The sequence below is a fragment of the Rossellomorea vietnamensis genome (assembly GCF_008180415.1).
Taxonomy (GTDB): Bacteria; Bacillota; Bacilli; order Bacillales; family Bacillaceae_B; genus Rossellomorea; species Rossellomorea vietnamensis_C.
The window spans coordinates 248249-267654 of the sequence record NZ_VTEI01000002.1; the positions used below are offsets into that span (position 1 = coordinate 248249).

At 40.7% G+C, this 19406-nt stretch carries 20 protein-coding genes and 1 pseudogene; 6 read left to right on the forward strand and 15 right to left on the reverse strand.

Annotated elements, in window-relative coordinates; genetic code table 11:
• Positions 1–11: 11 nt before the first annotated feature.
• The 4 genes from FZC78_RS03845 to FZC78_RS03860 form a co-directional block, all read right to left on the reverse strand.
• The gene (locus tag FZC78_RS03845) at positions 12–407 is read right to left on the reverse strand and encodes a GNAT family N-acetyltransferase (protein WP_148938339.1); all 396 of its coding nucleotides are present in this window, start codon (positions 405–407) and stop codon (positions 12–14) included.
• 15 nt (positions 408–422) lie between these two features.
• The gene (locus FZC78_RS03850) at positions 423–1562 is read right to left on the reverse strand and encodes a PstS family phosphate ABC transporter substrate-binding protein (RefSeq protein ID WP_252183493.1); all 1140 of its coding nucleotides are present in this window, start codon (positions 1560–1562) and stop codon (positions 423–425) included.
• Positions 1563–1573: 11 nt separating this feature from the next.
• Positions 1574–2605 (reverse strand): serine hydrolase domain-containing protein, encoded by a 1032-nt coding sequence (locus FZC78_RS03855; RefSeq protein WP_435874004.1) that lies wholly within the window; start codon positions 2603–2605, stop codon positions 1574–1576.
• Between the two features lie 679 nt (positions 2606–3284).
• The gene (locus tag FZC78_RS03860) at positions 3285–3545 is read right to left on the reverse strand and encodes a hypothetical protein (protein WP_148938341.1); all 261 of its coding nucleotides are present in this window, start codon (positions 3543–3545) and stop codon (positions 3285–3287) included.
• 187 nt (positions 3546–3732) lie between these two features.
• Between FZC78_RS03860 and FZC78_RS03865 the strand changes: the two are divergent.
• Positions 3733–4383: pseudogene (locus tag FZC78_RS03865) on the forward strand (HAD family hydrolase).
• A gap of 165 nt (positions 4384–4548) precedes the next feature.
• On the opposite strand, the gene FZC78_RS03870 reads toward FZC78_RS03865, so the two are convergent.
• Both FZC78_RS03870 and FZC78_RS03875 read right to left on the reverse strand, forming a co-directional pair.
• Positions 4549–4974: a DUF1801 domain-containing protein gene (locus FZC78_RS03870; protein ID WP_148938342.1), complete on the reverse strand. Its 426-nt coding sequence runs from the start codon at positions 4972–4974 to the stop codon at positions 4549–4551.
• Between the two features lie 126 nt (positions 4975–5100).
• Entirely contained in the window at positions 5101–6039 is a 939-nt protein-coding gene (locus tag FZC78_RS03875; protein WP_148938343.1) for an alpha/beta fold hydrolase, read from the reverse strand.
• Between the two features lie 210 nt (positions 6040–6249).
• On the opposite strand from FZC78_RS03875, the gene FZC78_RS03880 reads away from it, so the two are divergent.
• On the forward strand, positions 6250–7017 hold the full coding sequence (locus FZC78_RS03880; RefSeq protein WP_252183494.1) for an STAS domain-containing protein: 768 nt from the start codon (positions 6250–6252) through the stop codon (positions 7015–7017).
• 230 nt (positions 7018–7247) lie between these two features.
• Here FZC78_RS03880 and FZC78_RS03885 read toward each other — a convergent pair whose 3' ends face one another.
• The 4 genes from FZC78_RS03885 to FZC78_RS03900 form a co-directional block, all read right to left on the reverse strand.
• Complete coding sequence (locus FZC78_RS03885) at positions 7248–7790, reverse strand: histidine phosphatase family protein (RefSeq protein ID WP_148938344.1); 543 nt, start codon at positions 7788–7790, stop codon at positions 7248–7250.
• A 130-nt stretch (positions 7791–7920) separates the two neighbouring features.
• The gene (locus tag FZC78_RS03890; protein WP_148938796.1) at positions 7921–8421 is read right to left on the reverse strand and encodes a GNAT family N-acetyltransferase; all 501 of its coding nucleotides are present in this window, start codon (positions 8419–8421) and stop codon (positions 7921–7923) included.
• Positions 8411–8995 carry a D-glycero-alpha-D-manno-heptose-1,7-bisphosphate 7-phosphatase gene (locus FZC78_RS03895; protein WP_148938345.1) on the reverse strand — a complete coding sequence of 195 codons (585 nt, stop codon included), beginning with the start codon at positions 8993–8995 and terminating at the stop codon, positions 8411–8413. The genes FZC78_RS03890 and FZC78_RS03895 overlap by 11 nt, the downstream gene beginning before the upstream one ends.
• Positions 8996–9037: 42 nt before the next feature.
• A complete protein-coding gene (locus FZC78_RS03900) occupies positions 9038–9736 on the reverse strand; it encodes an alpha/beta fold hydrolase (protein ID WP_187444790.1) in 699 nt (232 codons plus the stop codon).
• Positions 9737–10161: 425 nt separating this feature from the next.
• Here FZC78_RS03900 and FZC78_RS03905 point away from each other — a divergent pair, with 425 nt between their 5' ends.
• From FZC78_RS03905 to FZC78_RS03915, 3 genes are all read left to right on the forward strand, one after another.
• Positions 10162–10614, forward strand: coding sequence for an OsmC family protein (locus FZC78_RS03905; RefSeq protein WP_148938347.1), 453 nt, complete (start codon positions 10162–10164; stop codon positions 10612–10614).
• Between the two features lie 299 nt (positions 10615–10913).
• Positions 10914–11294, forward strand: a complete 381-nt coding sequence (locus FZC78_RS03910) for an SET domain-containing protein (RefSeq protein WP_148938348.1) — start codon at positions 10914–10916, stop codon at positions 11292–11294.
• Positions 11295–11366: 72 nt separating this feature from the next.
• Complete coding sequence (locus tag FZC78_RS03915) at positions 11367–11945, forward strand: VanZ family protein (RefSeq protein WP_148938349.1); 579 nt, start codon at positions 11367–11369, stop codon at positions 11943–11945.
• A gap of 10 nt (positions 11946–11955) precedes the next feature.
• Here FZC78_RS03915 and FZC78_RS03920 read toward each other — a convergent pair whose 3' ends face one another.
• The 5 genes from FZC78_RS03920 to FZC78_RS03940 all read right to left on the reverse strand — a co-directional run bounded on the left by FZC78_RS03920 (position 11956) and on the right by FZC78_RS03940 (position 18938).
• Positions 11956–12411, reverse strand: a complete 456-nt coding sequence (locus FZC78_RS03920; protein WP_148938350.1) for a hypothetical protein — start codon at positions 12409–12411, stop codon at positions 11956–11958.
• A 690-nt stretch (positions 12412–13101) separates the two neighbouring features.
• Positions 13102–13863: a nucleotidyltransferase domain-containing protein gene (locus tag FZC78_RS03925; RefSeq protein WP_148938351.1), complete on the reverse strand. Its 762-nt coding sequence runs from the start codon at positions 13861–13863 to the stop codon at positions 13102–13104.
• A gap of 9 nt (positions 13864–13872) precedes the next feature.
• On the reverse strand, positions 13873–15006 hold the full coding sequence (locus tag FZC78_RS03930; RefSeq protein WP_148938352.1) for a M20 family metallopeptidase: 1134 nt from the start codon (positions 15004–15006) through the stop codon (positions 13873–13875).
• Between the two features lie 332 nt (positions 15007–15338).
• Positions 15339–16586, reverse strand: coding sequence for a M24 family metallopeptidase (locus FZC78_RS03935; RefSeq protein WP_148938353.1), 1248 nt, complete (start codon positions 16584–16586; stop codon positions 15339–15341).
• 1161 nt (positions 16587–17747) lie between these two features.
• Positions 17748–18938 (reverse strand): cation:proton antiporter, encoded by a 1191-nt coding sequence (locus tag FZC78_RS03940; RefSeq protein WP_148938354.1) that lies wholly within the window; start codon positions 18936–18938, stop codon positions 17748–17750.
• A gap of 155 nt (positions 18939–19093) precedes the next feature.
• On the opposite strand from FZC78_RS03940, the gene FZC78_RS03945 reads away from it, so the two are divergent.
• Positions 19094–19342, forward strand: coding sequence for a hypothetical protein (locus FZC78_RS03945; protein ID WP_148938355.1), 249 nt, complete (start codon positions 19094–19096; stop codon positions 19340–19342).
• Positions 19343–19406 lie beyond the last annotated feature (64 nt).

The window sequence follows — 19406 nt, forward strand, 5'->3', positions numbered from 1 at the left end:
CTTTGAGTCTATTACTTACGGTGCATAACGATTTGCGACCTGCTCCTTTTAAATCCGGATTGCTCATAAAAAGGAATGTGTTCTTCCTCACAAAATAAGCTGATAATATCAATGTGCGCCAAATCATCCAGGAGCCGGCATACAAGCCTTTTACCTATCCCGCTTCTTTGCCAGTTGCTATGTATGACGACATCTTCGAGATACGCCCTGAAAACTCCGTCCGACACTGCCCGGGCAAACCCGATTAACGCGTCTTCTTTCCAGGCTCCCACCGATATTTGAGCTTTCAGCATCTTTTCAATATCTCCGTTACCTCTTTCTTCCCACCAACCGGCATCCTTGTAGAGTGATGCTATATCACAAGCTTTTATCTCTTTTTCTTGATAACTAAGAATTTTGATATTCATATTTTTCTCCTTATATTATTGAATGGGAACATAACCCGTTTTTTTGATGAGGTCCTGTCCCTGCTGGGAAGTGATCCATTCAATGAAAGGCTTTACTTGAGGATTATCCGTCCCATTGGTAATCGCGTAAAATTCTCCTGTAAGAGGATATTTCCCAGTTTGTATGCCTTCAATGTCAGGTTCAACATTATCAATCTTCAATAATTTTATTCCCTTGCTGTCAACCATCTCTGTTGCAAAAAATCTGTAGGAAAACCCAATGGCATTGCGGTAGTTTCGGTAATCGGAAGCTTTCTCGATCACTCCCCCCATACCGTCTACCTGCTGGTCAGTCGGAGGTCTCATGATCGGAATCTCACTCATCATGTTCTGCAGGCCAGTCTGGCTTCCGCTCCCTTCAGGCCTTTGAAAAGCGATTATTTCCTTGTCATTGCCTCCGACTTCATTCCAGTTGGTGATCTTTCCTGAATAGATCCCCTGAAGTTCCTCAATGGTGAGGCTTTCCACAGGATTGCTGTTGTGAACGAAAAAGACGAATGCTTCTTTGCCGATCGAAGTCATTTCCATGTTTTTCAGCCCTGATTTCTGCGAATCGGATGGACCTGCAGCGAAGATTAGGTCCACATCCTGCTTAGCAAGCCTTCCATATGCCTCATCAGTTTTGGAAGCCACCATTGGACTTTCAGCAGGGTTGTCGTGCGGGTATTCACCCTCTGGATAAACCGCCTGGACGAATGAAGCCATCACTGGATATAAAGCTGTTGCACCGTCCAGTAAGGGAACATTGCCAGAGACAGTAAAAAGGCTGGTTTCTTCAAGTGAAGCGGCTTTGAAACCGCTTTTAAAAGGTTCGTATGCTGTCAGATCTACTTCAGCATTTTTAATTTCTATATGGTTTATATAAGCCTCAGATCCTCCATACCCTGCTAAAGGAAGAGCAAGGATCAAGAATGGAACTAACACCCCTGCTTTTTTCGGCAGCTTTGCAAGAACTCCAAGAAAGTACAAATTACCTGTCACCAGTAAGGCGATTAGTATGATCCACGTATACACATAACCATTTTGGTTTGAAACCAAAGTGGAGAAGGCCCCGATGAACAAACATACTATACCGAAGAAAAGTGTAAACATCCCTGCTGTTATTATTCTTTCCACATGAAAATTCTTTACCTCCCGCTGATACTCCCTATGTATTCATCTATCTTTTTCATTATAGAAAAGGCTCCGCTGCTATGATTGCAGGGTATAGCATACCGCATATCCACTTCTGGGAAATAACCAGAGTGAAAACTCACACCTGGGTCGTATCCCATAACATGATACTTGGTTACAGCCTCTTCATTGTTTATCCATACGCCATATCCGTAGTGGACTCCCTCTTTAACTTTTATTCGAGGACTTAAAAGGACCCTGGTCAATTTTTCATCCAATATTCTGTTTTCAAATAGGGCTTCCCAAAAACGGATCATATCCCCAGCAGTTACATAGGCACCCCCATCTGGCCCCCCTTTTACTGGCAGGGAATAAACATTGGTTTTGTACTGACCACCGCTCTTTTCAACATACCCAAAAGCGGTATTTTGGGGCAGTTCATCCATAGGATAATAACCAGAGGATTGCATTCCGGCCGGTTTAAATATATTTTCAGCCACATAGTCTGTAAATGGCATCTCCGTCAGCCTTTCTACAACCAGTCCAAGCAAGATATATCCTGCGTTATTGTAATGGAAAACCTTCCCCGGTTCGCTCTTCATCGGCTGATGTTGAAATAACGGTAAGAAGTCGGAAGGCCTTCTCAGCAGATACATCGGCGTTTCCTTCCAAAGCTCTTCAAAATCATTCATTACTTCTTCATCAAAATAATCGGGGATGCCGGAGCTGTGAGTCAGCAGCTGGTGAATCGTGACTTTTTCATCCCAATTTACAAAAGAGATATCCAAACAATCTATTAGTTTCGTGTTGAAACCAAGAAGCCCTTTTTCAACTAATTGACATATAGCTGTGGAGGTAAAGATTTTGCAGCCGGATGCAATGCCGAAACGTGTGTTAAGTTCGTTGGGCCTTTCTTCGCTTTTATTTGCAAAACCTGCTGCTTTTTCCAGTATGACTTCTTCTCCCAGCTTTATAAAAACGGTTCCCGAATAGTTTTCTTTGTCTATTACGTCTTGAATTGCCTTTAGCAGATAATTGATTTTCACTATTTACAACACCTTATTCATGATCTTTTTTAGTAATATTTCTCAAGAAGCTTATAATCTCTTGTCTTTTTCACAGCAATACCGTTCTCATTAGCAAAAGACTCTAATTCCTCATAGATCTCAGAAGGCTCATAATATATGACCCATATGTTATGCCCTCTCCTGTTAATGACCGCCTTCTTAGTTGACCACCCTGTCCTTTTGAAAATAATGGATTTTACGGATTCACTTTTAACGAGGTTTTCATATATGCGGAAACGAAAAAAGTATATGCCAAATCTTATTCTGTTCTCTTCAATATTGAGTTTATAGCTCAACCACAATGACAGAACCAGAAAAAGCAAGAGCAGCCACCTTAAGCCTTGCATAATGGAGTTTTCTGTGAAGAATAGCGATGTTATCAGAAAATAAAGGATAAGCATCTTAGTTGTTTTAGCTTTTTCCACTCTAGTGTAAGTCATTTTACGTCAACTCCTTTCCCATTCCTGGCAATCTATCTCACTTAGCAGTGGTCTAGATATAGCGGTTGATATTGTATTATAAGGGGTAGTGATGTCTGAAAAAGGATAGATAAGGAATCAGCCAGGTTTCGAAGGATATGCCCTTAAATACCTTCCACCAGTACAGCCGCAATTCGGATTCCCCGCATTTTGGCAACCCCATTTTTCTACCTCCTTGTTCATTCACGTGAACCGTTCTCCTGTCTGGATGTCTCCTCTAATTCCTTCTCGATTTCTTCATCTGAAATCGGGGATGAATTATTCTTCTGTTCCATAAGAAACCGGCGGGTCATCTGTCCGGTTTCGGAATTATCGATTCCCTTTCTTACTCCGGATTCGATGATGGCAAGGAGGATAATAAAAAATAACACAATGAGTAAAATTTCAAAATGTATTCCATTTTTAAATTCCTCCAACTGGTCTTTTGAAGATTTTACCACATTCTTACTTCTTTGTGGATGAAGATTCTGAATATACAAATCAGAGAGTGCCTATCTATTGGACGAAGGCTCTCATCTCTAAGTTTCAAATTCATCTTCCATAGTACTCTGTTTGAGTTATGATAGTATAAAAGTGATAAAAAAAGAGGATAAAAAGGCAGGGTTGCGGATGAAAAATTGTAAAGCAATGTTATTCGACTTAGATGATACATTGCTAAATAGAGATGAAGCAGTGGAAAATATATTTACCCTTATTTTAGAGAAGTGCTATGAGGATGTTGAGCATTCGGTTAAAAATGATATGCTGCAAAAGTTCAAAGAGTATGACAAAAGCTGTTATGGTAATAACAACAAAACTAAAGTTCTGAACTCTTTTTATGCAGATTTTCCACCAAAGCATAGATTGGCAGACCACTGCATCCAAGATTTTTGGAATGAATATTTCCCTCAGTGCTTTCCGATAAACCATCAGATTATTAATATTGTAAATACTATAATGGAGAACATGAAGGTTGCTATAATCACAAACGGCTCAACTCAACGACAGAAAGCAAAAATCAGGAACACACGATTACATAACTGCTTTGATATCGTAGTTATTTCTGAAGAAACTGGATTCAGCAAACCTGACACTCGCATCTTTGAATCCGCCTTGGAAAAGCTTAATGTGGAACCGGAAGACGCATTATTCGTGGGAGATGATCTTTACAAGGATATTGGCGGCAGTCAGAATGCCGGCATATAGGGGATTTGGTTCAATCCTCATAAAAAGAAGAATGACACAGATATAAAACCATATGCTGAGATCCATTCTCTTGAAGAATTAGTGCAATTTTAAAATTAACTAGTATCGGGTTGACTTTTTTAACAAACAGTAAATTAAACTCAGCCCAGCCGGTACCCTTTATTGCATTAAAGCAGTAAAAGGGACAGTCCCTTTTACTGCTTTAGCGAGGTGACGTATACGCTTACTGATCATATTAAACGTTTTAGAAACTGGTACTCAAGGCTGGTCGGGATAGGTTTTCTGCAAAAACTCCACAGATTGGTTTATCAAATCTTTTAATACTTCCTCATCGATATCAGCCACTTTATTGATATACACACAAGCTTTACCTGAAGTGTGCTTACCGAATTTCTTCAGAAGTTCTTCCCTATCAGGGTCTCCAGTTGCAAAATAGAGACTGATTTTCGCTTTTCGCGGAGAAAATCCTACAAGCGGCGCATCTCCCTCATGACCTGTCTTGTACTTATAATGGTAAGAGCCGAATCCGATGATGCTCGGCCCCCACATCTTAGCCTGATATCCTGTTGTTTCTGTAAAGATATCCAGAAGTTTATAAGAATCTTCCCTCTTTTTCTCACTGTCCACATTCTCGATAAACTCAATTACACTGCTGTCATTGTCTTTGGTTTTTAATTCATACATCTCATTAACCCCTTTCCAGCAATATGTATTCCTCTACTTATCTAGTATAACCTAACGACTATTTAGGCCGGCTTGAAAATCCGTCTCCCCTTCTATCGGCCTCGTTACTCTTAATTAACAACCGCTTTATTCCACCTTTTTAATTTGGGCGGTCCTATTAATCATCTCTACTATTTCTTCAATTACTATAGACGGTTTTTCTACATGGACAGAGTGCCCGGCAGCCACATTAATCTGCTTGGTATTTTGAGTAAGTTTCACCATCCGTTCTTGATTTTCATTCCACTCTTTTGAAGGATTATAGGCACTGATGACAGTAACGGGCAAGTCAGCGGGCAGCGGTTCGGCTTTCAAAATTTGTTGGGCTGATTTGTCCGTATCCCTAAATTCAAAGTAAAGAGTCTGATAGGCTTCAGGAGTATGGCCAATGTATTTCAATGTTTTTTCATGTTCTGGACCAAGATATTTCCGGCCGACTCTGTGCTTCATCAGTCTTGGAATACCCATCCATGAGGTCAAATAACCAAATTTGGCGAGAAGGTTAAACTTCTTTGTTCTGCTTTTATTTGAAGCATTCTCGATATATTGATTTTCATGAGCTGCGTCCACTAATATCACCCCCTTAGTTTCATTGGGATAGGTACTTGCGAATAATCTCATAATCATTCCGCCATATGAATGACCAACCAGAATATATGGCGGCTTTACCTCCAGAAGATCTAACCATTCTTTCAGTTCTTCTAGTGAGTCACCAACAGTCCTCGTCTGTCTCTTTGTCCGGCTCCATCCATAGCCTCCCCTGTCATAAGAAATGACTCTTGCAAGCTTGGCAATCTCCGGCTGCACAAAGCACCAGTCAATTGACGCAGAACTTAAACCAGCCTCCAGAATGATAGTGGCTGGACCAGAGCCAGAATCCACAACATGTATAGTAGAATTCCTTTTTTTGACCATTTTACCCGGTGCCGGAACTGTACTGGTTATGTTCATGAAAAAGTTCCATGCAGTAAGGGGGAAACCAACAGCTGCCAAGCTTCCTCTTGTTAAAACGTATAAATTCACCATGTTCTCTCCCTATTTTCCAATTTTAGTATTTTCATTCACTCATTTTTCCTGTTAGGCTTATATTACTGATATTTACACTAAGTACTAATTTTTGTCAGACCAGAAGATTTGGGAGGGTTTTATATTTCTAGTAAATACAATTTGTCATCTACCGACTTTCCATCACTCAAAACCGCCTCCAAAAAAATGTTTCGAAGTATAGGAGAACGGTTGAATGTAAATACAGCCTATGTGACAAAAAGAGGTAAAACAGCCATGACGGTTTTAAGTTCTTTTAATGAGAAAGAAGAGATAATCCCTGAAGGCTACAGCGTTGAATATGGAGGCACCTATTGCCGACTTATCATTTCTAGTGGTGAAAGCGCATTGAATACAATAGACTTGACAGAGGATCTTCTAACAAAAGAACTGGAAGTCACCTCTCAATTGAATGTGAAAGGTTTCATGGGAGTAACTCTTTATGATCATGAAGGCAATGTATTTGGTACACTATGCGTGATGGACAGAGACCGGAGGGAATTTTCAGCGAACGACAAGGACTATCTGAAATCAATGGCCGAGGTTTTATCACATGTTATTCATTTGGATCAAACACAATTCAGTTTGGGTTTTCTTAACGTTCCTATTATCCCTATAACAAAAGGCATATCAGTAATTTCCATTCAGGGAATCATTGATGATAGCAGGGCATCCAAAATTACGCATGATGTTTTAGCGTATGGCACCCGTAATGATGCAGACTGCTTTATCATTGATTTATCAGGGCTGGTCATTCTTGATGGTGTTTTTCCGGATGTCCTGGCTGATCTTGCTGCATCCTTGCAACTGATGGGGATAGACATTATCTTAACGGGTGTTACCCCGGAAATTGCTAAATATGAAGGGAACAACCGGTCGCTGCAGTCCCCATCCATAATCAAAACAGCAACTTTAGAATCAGCACTTGAGCATATTGGATTCTATTTAATAGAAAAATAGACTTCCTTCTAATTACTTATCTGTCAAGAGAGCTTTGTTTCCGCTCTCTTGCATCCTGCAGCTGTCTATTAAAGGCTCTTTTCGTAAACTTTGTTGCTATTTGATACTAAATCCGAAAAAATAATCATACCAACAGGGGGTAAAAACTGGTAACACTGAAAAGAAAAGAGCTGCTTTCTCTCGTTAAGAGATAAAACTATTAGTATCCGGGGATATCCGAAAGCAGCAATCTATGCGAAAACAGCCCTATCAAAAGAATAGGTCTTGAATTTACCATTATCAGAAGAGTATTGCAGGATGTTTCGATCCTCAGGAATGCCGATAAAAAAAGCACCTATGCCCCCCGTTGTACAGCGGTGGCCGGAGATCAATATGTTACAGTCATGGTCATTAACCGTTTTCTCCAGTTCTGATAGGAAATCAAATACCCTTGCAATGAAAGCATCTTCTGCTTCCACTCCCTTATATACCGTACAGTCAGGAAGCATCCCTCTCATTACTGCCTCTTCTTTTCTTAAACCATCTGCTTCCCCTAAATCAAACACATTCAGTCTCTCATCTATGACAGGTGAAATCCCTGCAGTGATTACTGCCGTCTGTACCGCACGCTCTTGAGGAGATGAGTAAACATATTCAAATTTAATATTTTCCAAGACAGAGTTCAGCTCTTTGGCTTGGTCCAGCCCCCTTGAATTTAAAGGTAAGCCATTCCTGCCTTGAAGCCTCCCTTCCCTATTCCAGTCTGTCTCACCGTGCCGGATTACATAAATCATGCAAAGCCTCCCAATAAAAAAATACTCTAACTTGAGTCCTCTTCAAGTGTCTGCAGCAGCTTTAATTGATTTTTGAATTTGCTCAATCTCTATAAAATCCTATCTGTATCCCCCGCCAAATTCCTGCTCACTACTGCTGCCCGCTTGGTATTATAAGGACCATCCTCTTCATGTCTGTCATGTGTCCAAACAAATCATCCTGAAATTCTGAAACTGCTTTGAATCCCTTTGCATGATAAAAGTTTATTCCTTTTTGGTTTTCTTTTTCCACGTTTATGTAGATCTTTTTTATGTCTTTTACGGCTTCTGCTCCCTTGTTCAATAAAAGCGTGCCCGCTCCTTTGCCTTGATGCTCAGGCAGTAGATAAAGCGCGCCTAATTCCACTTCACCTTCCTCTTTTACCTTCGAGAAATTGGCGAAGCCGGCAATGATTCCATCTGTTTCAGCTATATAAAGGCGGGAAGCCTCCAACCGCTTCAGCATCATTTCATCATTATAGGCCGATGAAAGAAACCGCTGTTGTATTTCCAGCGGGATAATATCCTTGTACGTATCATTCCAGCTGATTTCAGCAACTTTTTGCACTGCAGGAATATCTCCTGCGTGCATCTCCCTAATACTATAATTCATCATTTGGAGCCTCCTTCCCATCCTTTTGGCAGTCGTTCACTATCCAATTAACTGCGTCAATTAAATCCTCGGCTATGTAATGGGGATCAATTCCTTTCCAGGTATACCGGTGAGAGGTAAGAGAATTTATTCCCCAGCCGGTTTTGACAAGCACTTTTTTAGCTCCGGCTGTTTCTGCTGCAATCATATCTGCGCTTCCTGTATCCCCCACTACATAGCACTGCTCGAGCCGGAGATTATATTTCCGCTGAGCTTCCAGCAGAAGCCCTATCCGCGGCTTTTGACAAAAGCAATTGTCATCAGGTTTATGTGGACAGTAAAATATATCGTCTAAAAATGCTGAGTGACTCTTTAATTCTGCTTTCATTCTGTTGAAGCCCTTAAGTAATTGTTTCTCTGAAAAATATCCTCTTCCCACTCTTGTCTGGTTGGTGAAGAGGAGCACTTTTAAACCTGACTGGTTAAGCGTTCTTATTGATTGGGGCGAAAAATCATACAGAGTGAATTCATCGGGATGCATTCCGCCGCCCGTCCCCCCAATCGTTCCATCTCGATCCAGGAATACCGCTCTCAATTATCCTTCCTCCTTCATAAATTTTTGCTGTTCTATTAAAAACTATCCCAAAGCTTTCAACCAATCTTCGACACATGTACTTGCCATTTCTCTTTTCTCAATGTGAAGCATAGGTCCGGATCCTTCCAGTACTATGAACGAGGCTCTGGTGAACTTTTTAAAGAGGTCATATTGATCTTCCCATCCGCAGATCCAATCCTGTTTCCCCATAAGAAACAATGCGGGTACATCTATAGACTCCAGCCCTGTAAAAGGAGCAGCGTCAAGGAAGTAATAGTTTTCACGCCAGTCCGAAGTCAAAAATTCTCTGTCAGCCAATTCTCTTCCAGGCTGGATCTCATCTATGAACAAATCCAATGAGCTTTTTGTTTGAACGGCCATCAGAGTTTTGAATGCCTTGGTTTTATCCTCATCAAGATCTTTGCCGAATCCTGCCTCTTGAGTCAATACTGCTCTTTCTGGAAGCCTCCCAGTTCTGTTATGTACCGCAGGGACAATCAAGGCAATCCCTTCCACTCTCTCTGTCATTCGGTCCATAATTCCCTGGGCTGCATAAGCTCCATAGGACATACCCAGTAAAGAGAAATCTTCATTTCCGATGGTTTGCCCAATGAAACTTATGACGTTCTCAACAGAGTGCTCAGTACCTTTAAAATCGCAACTGATGGTGCTTTTGCCATGGGCGGGCAGGTCTATATAAATTCGTTTATACTTTTCGTACTTTGAAAAAACCGGCTCCAACCACCCCTGCATTGCCCTATAATCTGTTCCCATCGAATGAAGGTATAAATACCGTTGTTCCCTCGCCGATTATTTTGTAAGGCTCTTTTCATAAACTTTGTTGCTACTTAATATTAATTCCGCAAACATAATCATGTTAAGAAGGAATAATACGCTAACAGAAAGAAAAGAGCTACTCCCCCTCGATTAGAGTAAACTATTAGTATTCGGGAAAAATCCGGTTCTTGGGATTTTTCCGAAAGCCACAATATATGCAAAAACAGCTTTTTGTAATGTATCTTCCCATAAGGAACTTCACATTCCATCGTTTCCAGCACCTTCCTTTTCCCTTCCTCTCAATTATTTCGACTCAGGTTTGATTTCTCCTCCTGCTAAAGTTAATCTGATAGAATGGAATTACCTGCGAGACTCAAGGAGGAACTTCAATGGCAGAACATCACTTTCATTTAACAGCGAACTGGCCGGGTTTGCGGAATGATATTGGAGACATCGAAACAAAGAATATGAAAACCGCCATCTCGATTCCAAAGGAAATGGACGGGCCCGGGATAGGAACGAACCCAGATGAAATGCTTCTGGGAGCAGCCGCCACCTGCTTTATTATTACATTGGCGGCCATGATGGAAAGAAGCCGCCTGGTGAAAAGTGATCTCACACTAAAATCAGAGGGAATTGTGGATGTCACCAAAGGGATCATCACTTATAAGAAAATCATTCATAAGCCACTTATCACATTAAAAAAAGAGGCAACAGATAAAGAGTTGAATCTGGCCAGAAAACTGGCGGAGAAAGCTGAGGCATCCTGCATGATCACCCGGGCAATCAAGGGAAATGTGGAAGTTGAACTTCAAGCTGAGGTAGTGAGAGATGAAGAATGAAAAAGGAAGGCAGCTAATTTAACTGCCTTCTCTATTTAAGGATTTTTAGTTTTGTACTTAGTTATTGAAAGTGAAGACAGCTGTCTCAGTTTAACTTTAGAAACAGTCATGGCAATGAGGCATTAAAATGATACTTCTTCACCATTCTCTATAATAATGGCTTTGGTTTTCTTGCACTCAGCAAATGAGAGGCTAATTCGTTATAGTAACCATTCTTGTCTACAAAAGGGTTGCTTTCTGTGCTTTCAACTGACAAACTTAAGGAACAGGATTAAAAAGACAGAAATGAAGGTGAAATCATGATTGAAGTACGTACATCCAAAGTTAGTGACGGAGATTTAAATAGAGGGGTATTTGCAACCCGTGATATTAAAAAGGGAGAATTAATTCACGAAGCTCCGGTACTTCCATATCCGAATAAGGAACATGAAATGATCGAGAAAACTCTTTTGGCTGACTATGCCTTTGAATATGGCATAAATCATACAGCTCTGCTGCTGGGTTACGGCATGTTGTTTAATCATTCCTACAAACCCAACGGCACCTATGAAATCAATTTTGATAATCACACGTTTGATTTTTATGCCTATCGTGATATCAAGGCAGACGAAGAAATCTTTATTAATTATAATGGTGATGAAGAAGACCAAGAGCTTCTCTGGTTTGATAAGGAAGAGTAAACAAATCCGTCAGAAAAACTACAAATTGGAAGCTTCCTGAAATGGGGAGCTTTCTTTTTACATGGAGGTACCATGAGAACCAGTTTGATTCTTTCACAGATTTTATTTTTTATTTTATCTCCCATTTGGCTGAAGCTGACGAACTATCTGCATCCCATCGTATTAGCCATCGTCTGGCTCTGCTACACCTTCCTGGCTGTTTATTTAATCTGTCTGGTAAAGGGAGTTGTAATTTCTTTCCGAAAAGATTGGCTTCATACATTAACAGGCTTATATAGTTGCAGTTTACTAGTCTTATTATTCTTAAGGCCCAATAACCAGGAATATAATCAAGCGAATTTTACTCCTTTTGAAACAATCTCCTTTTACTTCTCAGGAAAGGTAGAATTTCTTGTCGCCTTTTATAACCTGGGAGCCAACATTGCCCTTTTTATCCCTTTTGGAGTGTATTATCGCTATATCAACGGGAAACACGAAGCAGGAAAGCTTGCAGCTTTGGCAGCTCTGGGTATAAGTATGATCGAAGGAGGGCAATTTCTAACACGCCGCGGCAGTTTAGATATTGATGACTTCCTTCTGAATATAGCCGGTGTGCTTATGGGTTATCTTCTGTTTCCCCTGTTTCAAAAAGTGTTTACTATAAAAAACTAAAGTTTATTATTCAGCGTTGATCATGAACTATTTTTAATCTTTTTATAGAAATATATAATCCTTCGGGAAGAAGGATGATCAGCATTAGCACGATGAATACTGATAATGTCTTATTTTCATCTACTGGCTCTCGTTCCATGTACTTATTTTCCCTGAGAGCCTTTTGATATGTTCCGCTCTGCATCTCAACCGCGATAGCCTCCTCTGTGCTTACGTTAGTTATTGAAAAATACTTTGTACCTACACTGAACTCGTTTGAAAAGTTGCCGGGAAGTTCCTGCATGTCTGAATATGCTGTCACCTCGCCTATTTCTTTTTCAACATCTGTTACAGTTTCATCGGTCATCAGATACACATAGTCATTCCATACAACAAATGAGAACGCCCATGAAGTGGCCATCGCTTTGAATGGACTAAGGAGAACAAACAAAATTATTCCTATCCCATAAAAACATCTTCTGTACATAACAGTCATCCCTCCTTTTCAAGTCTTTTCAGGTGGCTGTTTTAAAACTAATGGATTTCCGCTCCAGGCGGACGACTCCGCGGGGCGGGCGGTGAGCCTCCTCGGCTGCGCCTGCGGGGTCTCACCTGTCCCGCTAGTCCCGCAGGAGGTCGTACGCCTTCCGCTTCAATCCTCCTATGTAAAGGGGGATGAGGATAAAATATCATTCTAAATCAGCAATGATTTTTTAAAACAGCCTATTAAATAGACTGTTATAAAAAATAATATTTACTTTCAAAAATATCCCAGGAGCAGGATCTCCTCGGATAATATGTTTTTCACTCAAACCGGGGGAGCTGCTCATTTCTTTTTGTTCACCAGAATATTTTATGTGATTTATAACGTTATCTTACTAAGTTTATATAAAACAGCAACAAAGTTTACGAATAGAGCTTTTCAGATTTGACGAAATCTCTGAGAAAAGGTTTCTGTTCGTACATACTTAATTTCTTTAAAACAAAGAGAGGGACTGTCCCTCTTAGTACTTTAATGGAATAAAGGAATCATCACGAAAAAAACGAATCCATGCTCATGAATCCGCCTCTTCACTATTATTTTTCCACCATCCGTGTTTTTATCTTGATTTAATCACTGTACTTATCACCCTTAATCCACCCTGCCCTGCTGTAACCTGGTTATGTCACAAACTTTCTACTTTCTCATTACCAACTCTCTAAATGCCTTGTCCACTGACTCTGAAGAACTACCTTGACGTACCTTGAACTGGGGTAGTTCTTCTGAAAGTTCTCTCATATATACTTCTATAAATGGGAATAGACAGCCGGCAGTTGCTTCTACTTTCTGTTCACCGCTTTTCTTCAACTCCACTACTCTCTGAATTTCCTCTTTTATCTTTTGATCATGCACCATCTGGTGAATAAGATCGTTGAACGGAACAGGCGGGAAGGACTTTTGTTCTTTAATCCATAAGCAGCAAAGAATCCCTCTCAGTAAATGAAGAGTCAATTTGACCGATTTAACGGAATCTCTCTGCCACTTCTGCCAATTTGTTTTTGACATATTAAGATAATGATGATAACAAGAAGAGGGAGAAAAAATCTCCTTCTGCAATGGAAAGATCTTCGTACAAAAGTACTTGTCCGCGATGAGCCTGTCTTCTGTCTGCAGCCATTCCAGCATGGACGGGTTGGATTTTTTCAACAGCACCATGGCTTTCTTGAGGTCCCAGCCGCTTAATTCCAGCTCCTTTCCAGCCTTCGATTCAATGACATCCCTTTTTTTGTCCAGAGATAGATACCATTTTAATGGATGCTTGTAAATGAACCGAATATCAAAATCACTGTCTGGCGAGGAAAAGCCCCATGCCCTGCTCCCTGCTTGTACAGCAAACAGGATCTCAACTTCATGCTCCTGTTCTAGTTTATTTAGCTCCGCCAGAATATGCACCTTCATAAACTCACCTTATTCTGAAAGATTTTCAATCACTTTTGCCAAAAGAAGTGTTCTCTCAGCAAGAGAAGAGATTTCAAGATATTCCTTATCACTATGGGCATTGCCCCCTACTGGTCCCATCCCATCGATGGTCGCAATCCCGGCAGCCGAGGTGAAGGAAGCATCCGAACCTCCGCCTGTAGAGGTATCGGTGATTTCGATTCCCATCTCTTCACCCACTAGCATGATTTTTCTCAGAAGCTGTCTGTTCCGCTTATTCTTTTCCATAGGAGGTCTGTTGATTTCGCCTTCAAGAGTGATCTCGGTACCTGGAACATCTGTCCTGGAACAGATCTTTTCCATTTTTTCTTCGACCCTCAAACCTTGATCTGTTTCTGCAATTCTGATCTCCATCTGAGCACTGGCATGATCGGATACCGTGTTGACAGAAGAGCCTCCCTCAATCAGGCCGACATTGACACTGATACCATTTTCGTGATCGTTCAATTCATGCATCTGGATGACTTTATGCGCCAGCTCTTCAATAGCACTTCTCCCTTTTTCCGGTTCAATACCCGAGTGGGCCGCTCTTCCGATGACATTAAGGGTATAATTGCCTTTTCCTCTCCGTGATGAAACGAGTGAACCATCTTTTCTGGCCGGCTCCATAATGAGTGCATATTTTTTTCCTTCTGCTGCATTTATGATTAATTCTTTAGATGAAGGCGACCCAATTTCCTCATCACTATTCAAAATAATTTGAACGTTTTTGTAGTGTGGTGAACCTTCTTTTATTAATGCTTTCATTGCATATAGGAGAGTAACCAGGCTGGACTTCATATCAATGACTCCCGGCCCATAAGCTATGTTCCCGTTTCTTCTGAACGGCCTCTCCTCAGCCGTACCAAATGGGAAAACGGTATCCATGTGGGCAATGGCAAGGATCTCCGGTTCATCTGCTTTCTTGTGTTGAATGATTAAATGGTTTCCATATTCTCTTTGAGGAACCTCATGAATCATAAACCCGATTTTTTCATACTCAGCCTTCAATCGATTTCCAACCATGTCGACTCCCGCTTTGTTTACAGAGCCGCTGTCGATATTGACCAGCTCTTCTATCAGATTCAGCATTTCATCTTGTTTAAACTGTATATATTCTTTCACCTTTGTTCTCTCCCAGCTTTCTTCACGACTCTTTTACGAACGTTTTTTCAATTACTTACCATTATACCATTTAGTTAAAGAAAGGTTGGATTTCCAGTTATAAGAATATATTCGATGAAACCCGCAAGCATGCGGACAGCCGGCAGTTGGGCCGGCTGCACTTTTAACGTATGGGTGGTTTCGCATAAATTGTTGCTTTCGGATATCCCCGAATATTAGGGGGGCTCTCGAGTCAGGGAGAACAGCTCTTTTCACTATCAAAGGATTATTGGAGTGTTTTATGGTCGATTTCGTAACTAATTTCAAATAGCAACAAAGTTTACGAAAAGAGCCTAACGTATAAGGTAAAACTCTTTTTGCCGTTTTGCCAGATAAACGACTCTTCCATCAATAAAGGAGATAGGTTCCTCCAGGAAAATCGGCACTTCTTGGTTCCACTCGGTGATAAACTTCCGGATATTAAACTCTAAAGCATAGCAAGTATTGTTCCTGATAAGCAGATCTCCCCGGCCGGGTATTTCTTCCTGCTTGTCGTACAAACCGATCCATGGACCTGCTCCATGGCAATGGACACCAAGAGGATGTGAATACAGCATAGCATTGATATTATTTTCTCTGCTTACTCTCATACTATCTGCGAAAACCTGGTTCCCGCTTCTTCCTTCACTTATAGACGCGGACACTATGTCTTCAAACTTCAAAGCTTCTTCCAAGGCTGCTGTCAAGCTGTTCGGGACTGTTTCTTCTCCCTTCTTCAGCACATATGCCAGCTGCTGTGTATCTGTAGCCAGCCCCAGGTAGTGAATGCCGAAATCCAAATGGACAATGTCACCAGGCATAATGATGGTATTCTCCAATCTGTCTGTCCCTGCTCCTTCTCTTTGAATATCAACTGTCGGATAAAAGGAAGTTTGAAGTCCTAAGTCCAATACTTTTTGCCGGATCCAGTCTACTGCAACTTCCGTAGAAGTCACGCCTGGATGGATTACCCTATTTGACAGTGTTTCTTCCGCAATCTCCCTGGCCACCTCACAAATGTGCGGATATGCAGCCAGTTCAAGGGAACTTCTTGTTTGAAGCCAGTCCACCAATAGCGGTTCAGAGCTGACAAATTTTTCTTTCCCCACCTGGGCTGCTCTCAGCAACTCGTCGAAAGTATTTACTGTCAGACCGTCACTTACAGAATGAAGAGAGCCTGCATTCACAGCGATTTTTTTAGGAGCTCTTCTATGGATGAGTCGTGCTGCGCACTGCCATTGAGTTTCTGTTTTATCTTCCCAGACATTTTGATAGAAAGGCTCCAATGCAGGATTGGCATTTAATACGAAGCGCTGAACCCTTCCTTCATCATCCTTGCAAAATATAAAAATCGTAAGCCTTCTTGAACTGTCGACAGCTGAAGGGAAAAAAGTATGAATTACAGGATCTTCATTATATTCACGTCCAATGGTGATCCACATATCGATTTCATGTTCGTTCATGATAGCCGGCAGAATAGTATGTAATCGTTCCTTTAGAACTCTATCCCTGAATTCATCTCTTTCTTTTAATCGCAGAATTCTTGAAAATGCTTCTTTCATCTACACGCCCCCCTTTTTGTATACTCTTCGCTGTATTATACGCTGTTTCCTTTTTTTACTGCTCTAAGTGATGTTCAACCAGATTCCTCCCTCCCTTCAAGTACATCCCTATAAGGGGTTGCTGAGGAACTGAGACCGCTGAAAAAGACCACATAAAAGTTAAAAAGGCAGAATCGCTCAATAAAGAGTAATTCTGTCTTTTTCACTTGGGATTTTATGGTGGCTCTTTTCGTAAACTTTGTTGCTATTTAATACTAATTCCGAAAAATATCATCTCAAAAAAGGAAAAAATATGGTAATATCGAAATAAAAGAGCTACTCTTCCCCGATAAGAGATAAAAATTCTTAGTACCCGGGGAAAAAATCCGACACTTGGGATTTTTTCCAAAGAAACAATATATCCAAAACAGCCTTTATGAAAGAATGCTGATTTCCATTCGAGGTACACGACTCCAATCAAGACTGAGAAAAAAGAATACTATCCGCTAATAAATCCAGATTCTTTACTAGAATCATCACTATTTTTGGGGAATTCCAATGACACATCAACAACCTCCTAGGATTGCAGTTGATTTATTCAATTAGCTCTTTATATTGCTATTTTTGCAAAGATTGCTCCTGGTGCGCTAGTAAGAGCCGACGGGCAGATGTTCCCAAGAGAAATAACGGAACATTTTTCTGCAATTTGCAGATTCACCCTCATTTTAGAGTAGATAAGGGAAGTTTTTTCCCTTATCTAAAGGAAAGTGCCTAGTTTGCTAATTTTTGGAGGTATATAAGAGAAGTTTGTTCCTCTATTTAGGCTTTTTTCGGTTCTTTTTAGTAATTAAGGGAACTTTCTTCCTCTATTTTTTAAAAAAGCGGAAGCGACCTGGCAGAGTCGACGGGCAAATGTTCCCAAGAAAAATAACGGAACATTTTTGCGCTATTTGCAGATTCACTCTCTTTTTTGAGTAAATAAGGGAAGCTTTTTCCCTAATTTAAAGGAAAGTTCCTATATTACTAGTAGTTGGAGGCCTATAAAGGAAATTCGTTCCTCTATTTAAGCTTTTTTCCGTTCTATTTAGTAATTAAGGGAAGTTTATTCCCCTATTTTAAAAAGCGAAACTGCCCTGGTCAGCCCCGACAAACTATGATGTTCAGTTTGTATAAGAAACAGCATCAACTGTTTTGTTTAGAAAACCATCGTGATAACGGATAGACCAGGGGACTTTGGATGAGAAGAGATAGAACAATGGCACCGTAAGTCAACGACAAAATTGTATCCATCTGTCCTGCTTTTTCAGCTGCCAGCCCCAGCAGGAGTGCCACTGACATAGTCCCTTTGATTCCCGACCAGGTAATCAGGGAGATTTCATCCCATAAAAATTCCTGTCTCCATAAACGAAACATCTTTAAAATCCCTGCAAGCACAATGAATCGGACTATGAGTGATAAACCAAAAATGATGAAAATGAAGCCGATGTTTTGGAAATCAATGTGTTTCATGAACTCAATTCCGATCAGTAAAAATAGAATGGACAAAATGCTGGGCTCGATAACTTCCCAAAAGGAGTCCAGGTAATTTCGAAGATCCTCTTCTTTATTGGTGGTATCTAATTTCCATGAAAGCATGGCACCTGCCGATACTGAAGCAAGCACTCCTGAAACACCAAGATGTTCGGCAAGATAAAAACTTCCATAAGCCAGGACAATGCTTAACATAACCTGATATTGCCGGTAATGAGTAAAATGAAGGACTTTGCTGACAGTCCAGCCAAAGACCATGCCGATAATCAGCCCTCCTGCAGAAACCAGCAGAAAGTCTCCCAGGGCAGAGGTAAGCTGAAATTGCTCACCAGAGATATAAAGATGAGCAATGACAGTAAATAGAACAACACTTGTCCCATCATTGAGCATCGACTCCCCTTCCACCACATCAGCTATTTTGGGACTATTGGAAGATCTCTTTAGGATTGACACGACTGACACGGGATCTGTCGGTGTCAATATAGAAGCAATTAATAAAGCTCCCATAAAAGATAATGAAACCAAGCCGACGAAATAAATAGAAACTCCTAAAATGAAAACAGTCAGCACCAAACCGAGAGTACTCAGGACACTTATAACTCCAATATTCTTTCTTAAGCCCGCAGTTTTAAATTGATAGGCAGATATAAACAGCAGCGCCGGCAGAAATACATTAAAAATCATATCTCTTGTAATAACTACAGAAGAATAGAAAGGTGTGAACGATAATCCGATTCCAATCAGGAGCAGAACCATCGGCACAGGAAAGTTTTTTTGCTTTTTATCGATAGTAAAAACAACATATCCAATAAATAATAATAGAAAAATATGAATGTAACCCATGACTGCACCTCCAACAATTAATCTCTTCCTCTTCTTTTTCCTTCTCCACTCCACCTTAAACGGACTGCAAGGGCAGAGGACCTTTTTACTATGTTTATTTCAACAGCCTGCCGGGTAAATAAATTACTAAAATAGTTGCAAGGAGGAATAAGGGTATGAGACTAAGTTCAACTTTGATGTTAGGAGCTGCAGCAGGAGCAGGGCTTCTGATGCGCAAAAAAGAAAACCGAGTAAAAATCCAGAATATGATGGAAAGCGCAAAGCAAAAATGGGTGAACCGTGACAAGAAAGACTTTACAGTTGAAAAAGCAGGAAACCCTGATCCTGCTGATGTTGAGGATAACAAAATGGTCAGTGAAGGTGCACAGACGTCGGTTCAATACTATAATTCCATTACACAATAGACCTCTTAGAAAATAGAAAAGGGATCGTTCATTTATAAAGATCCTTGAGCTTGGTTTAAAGTTC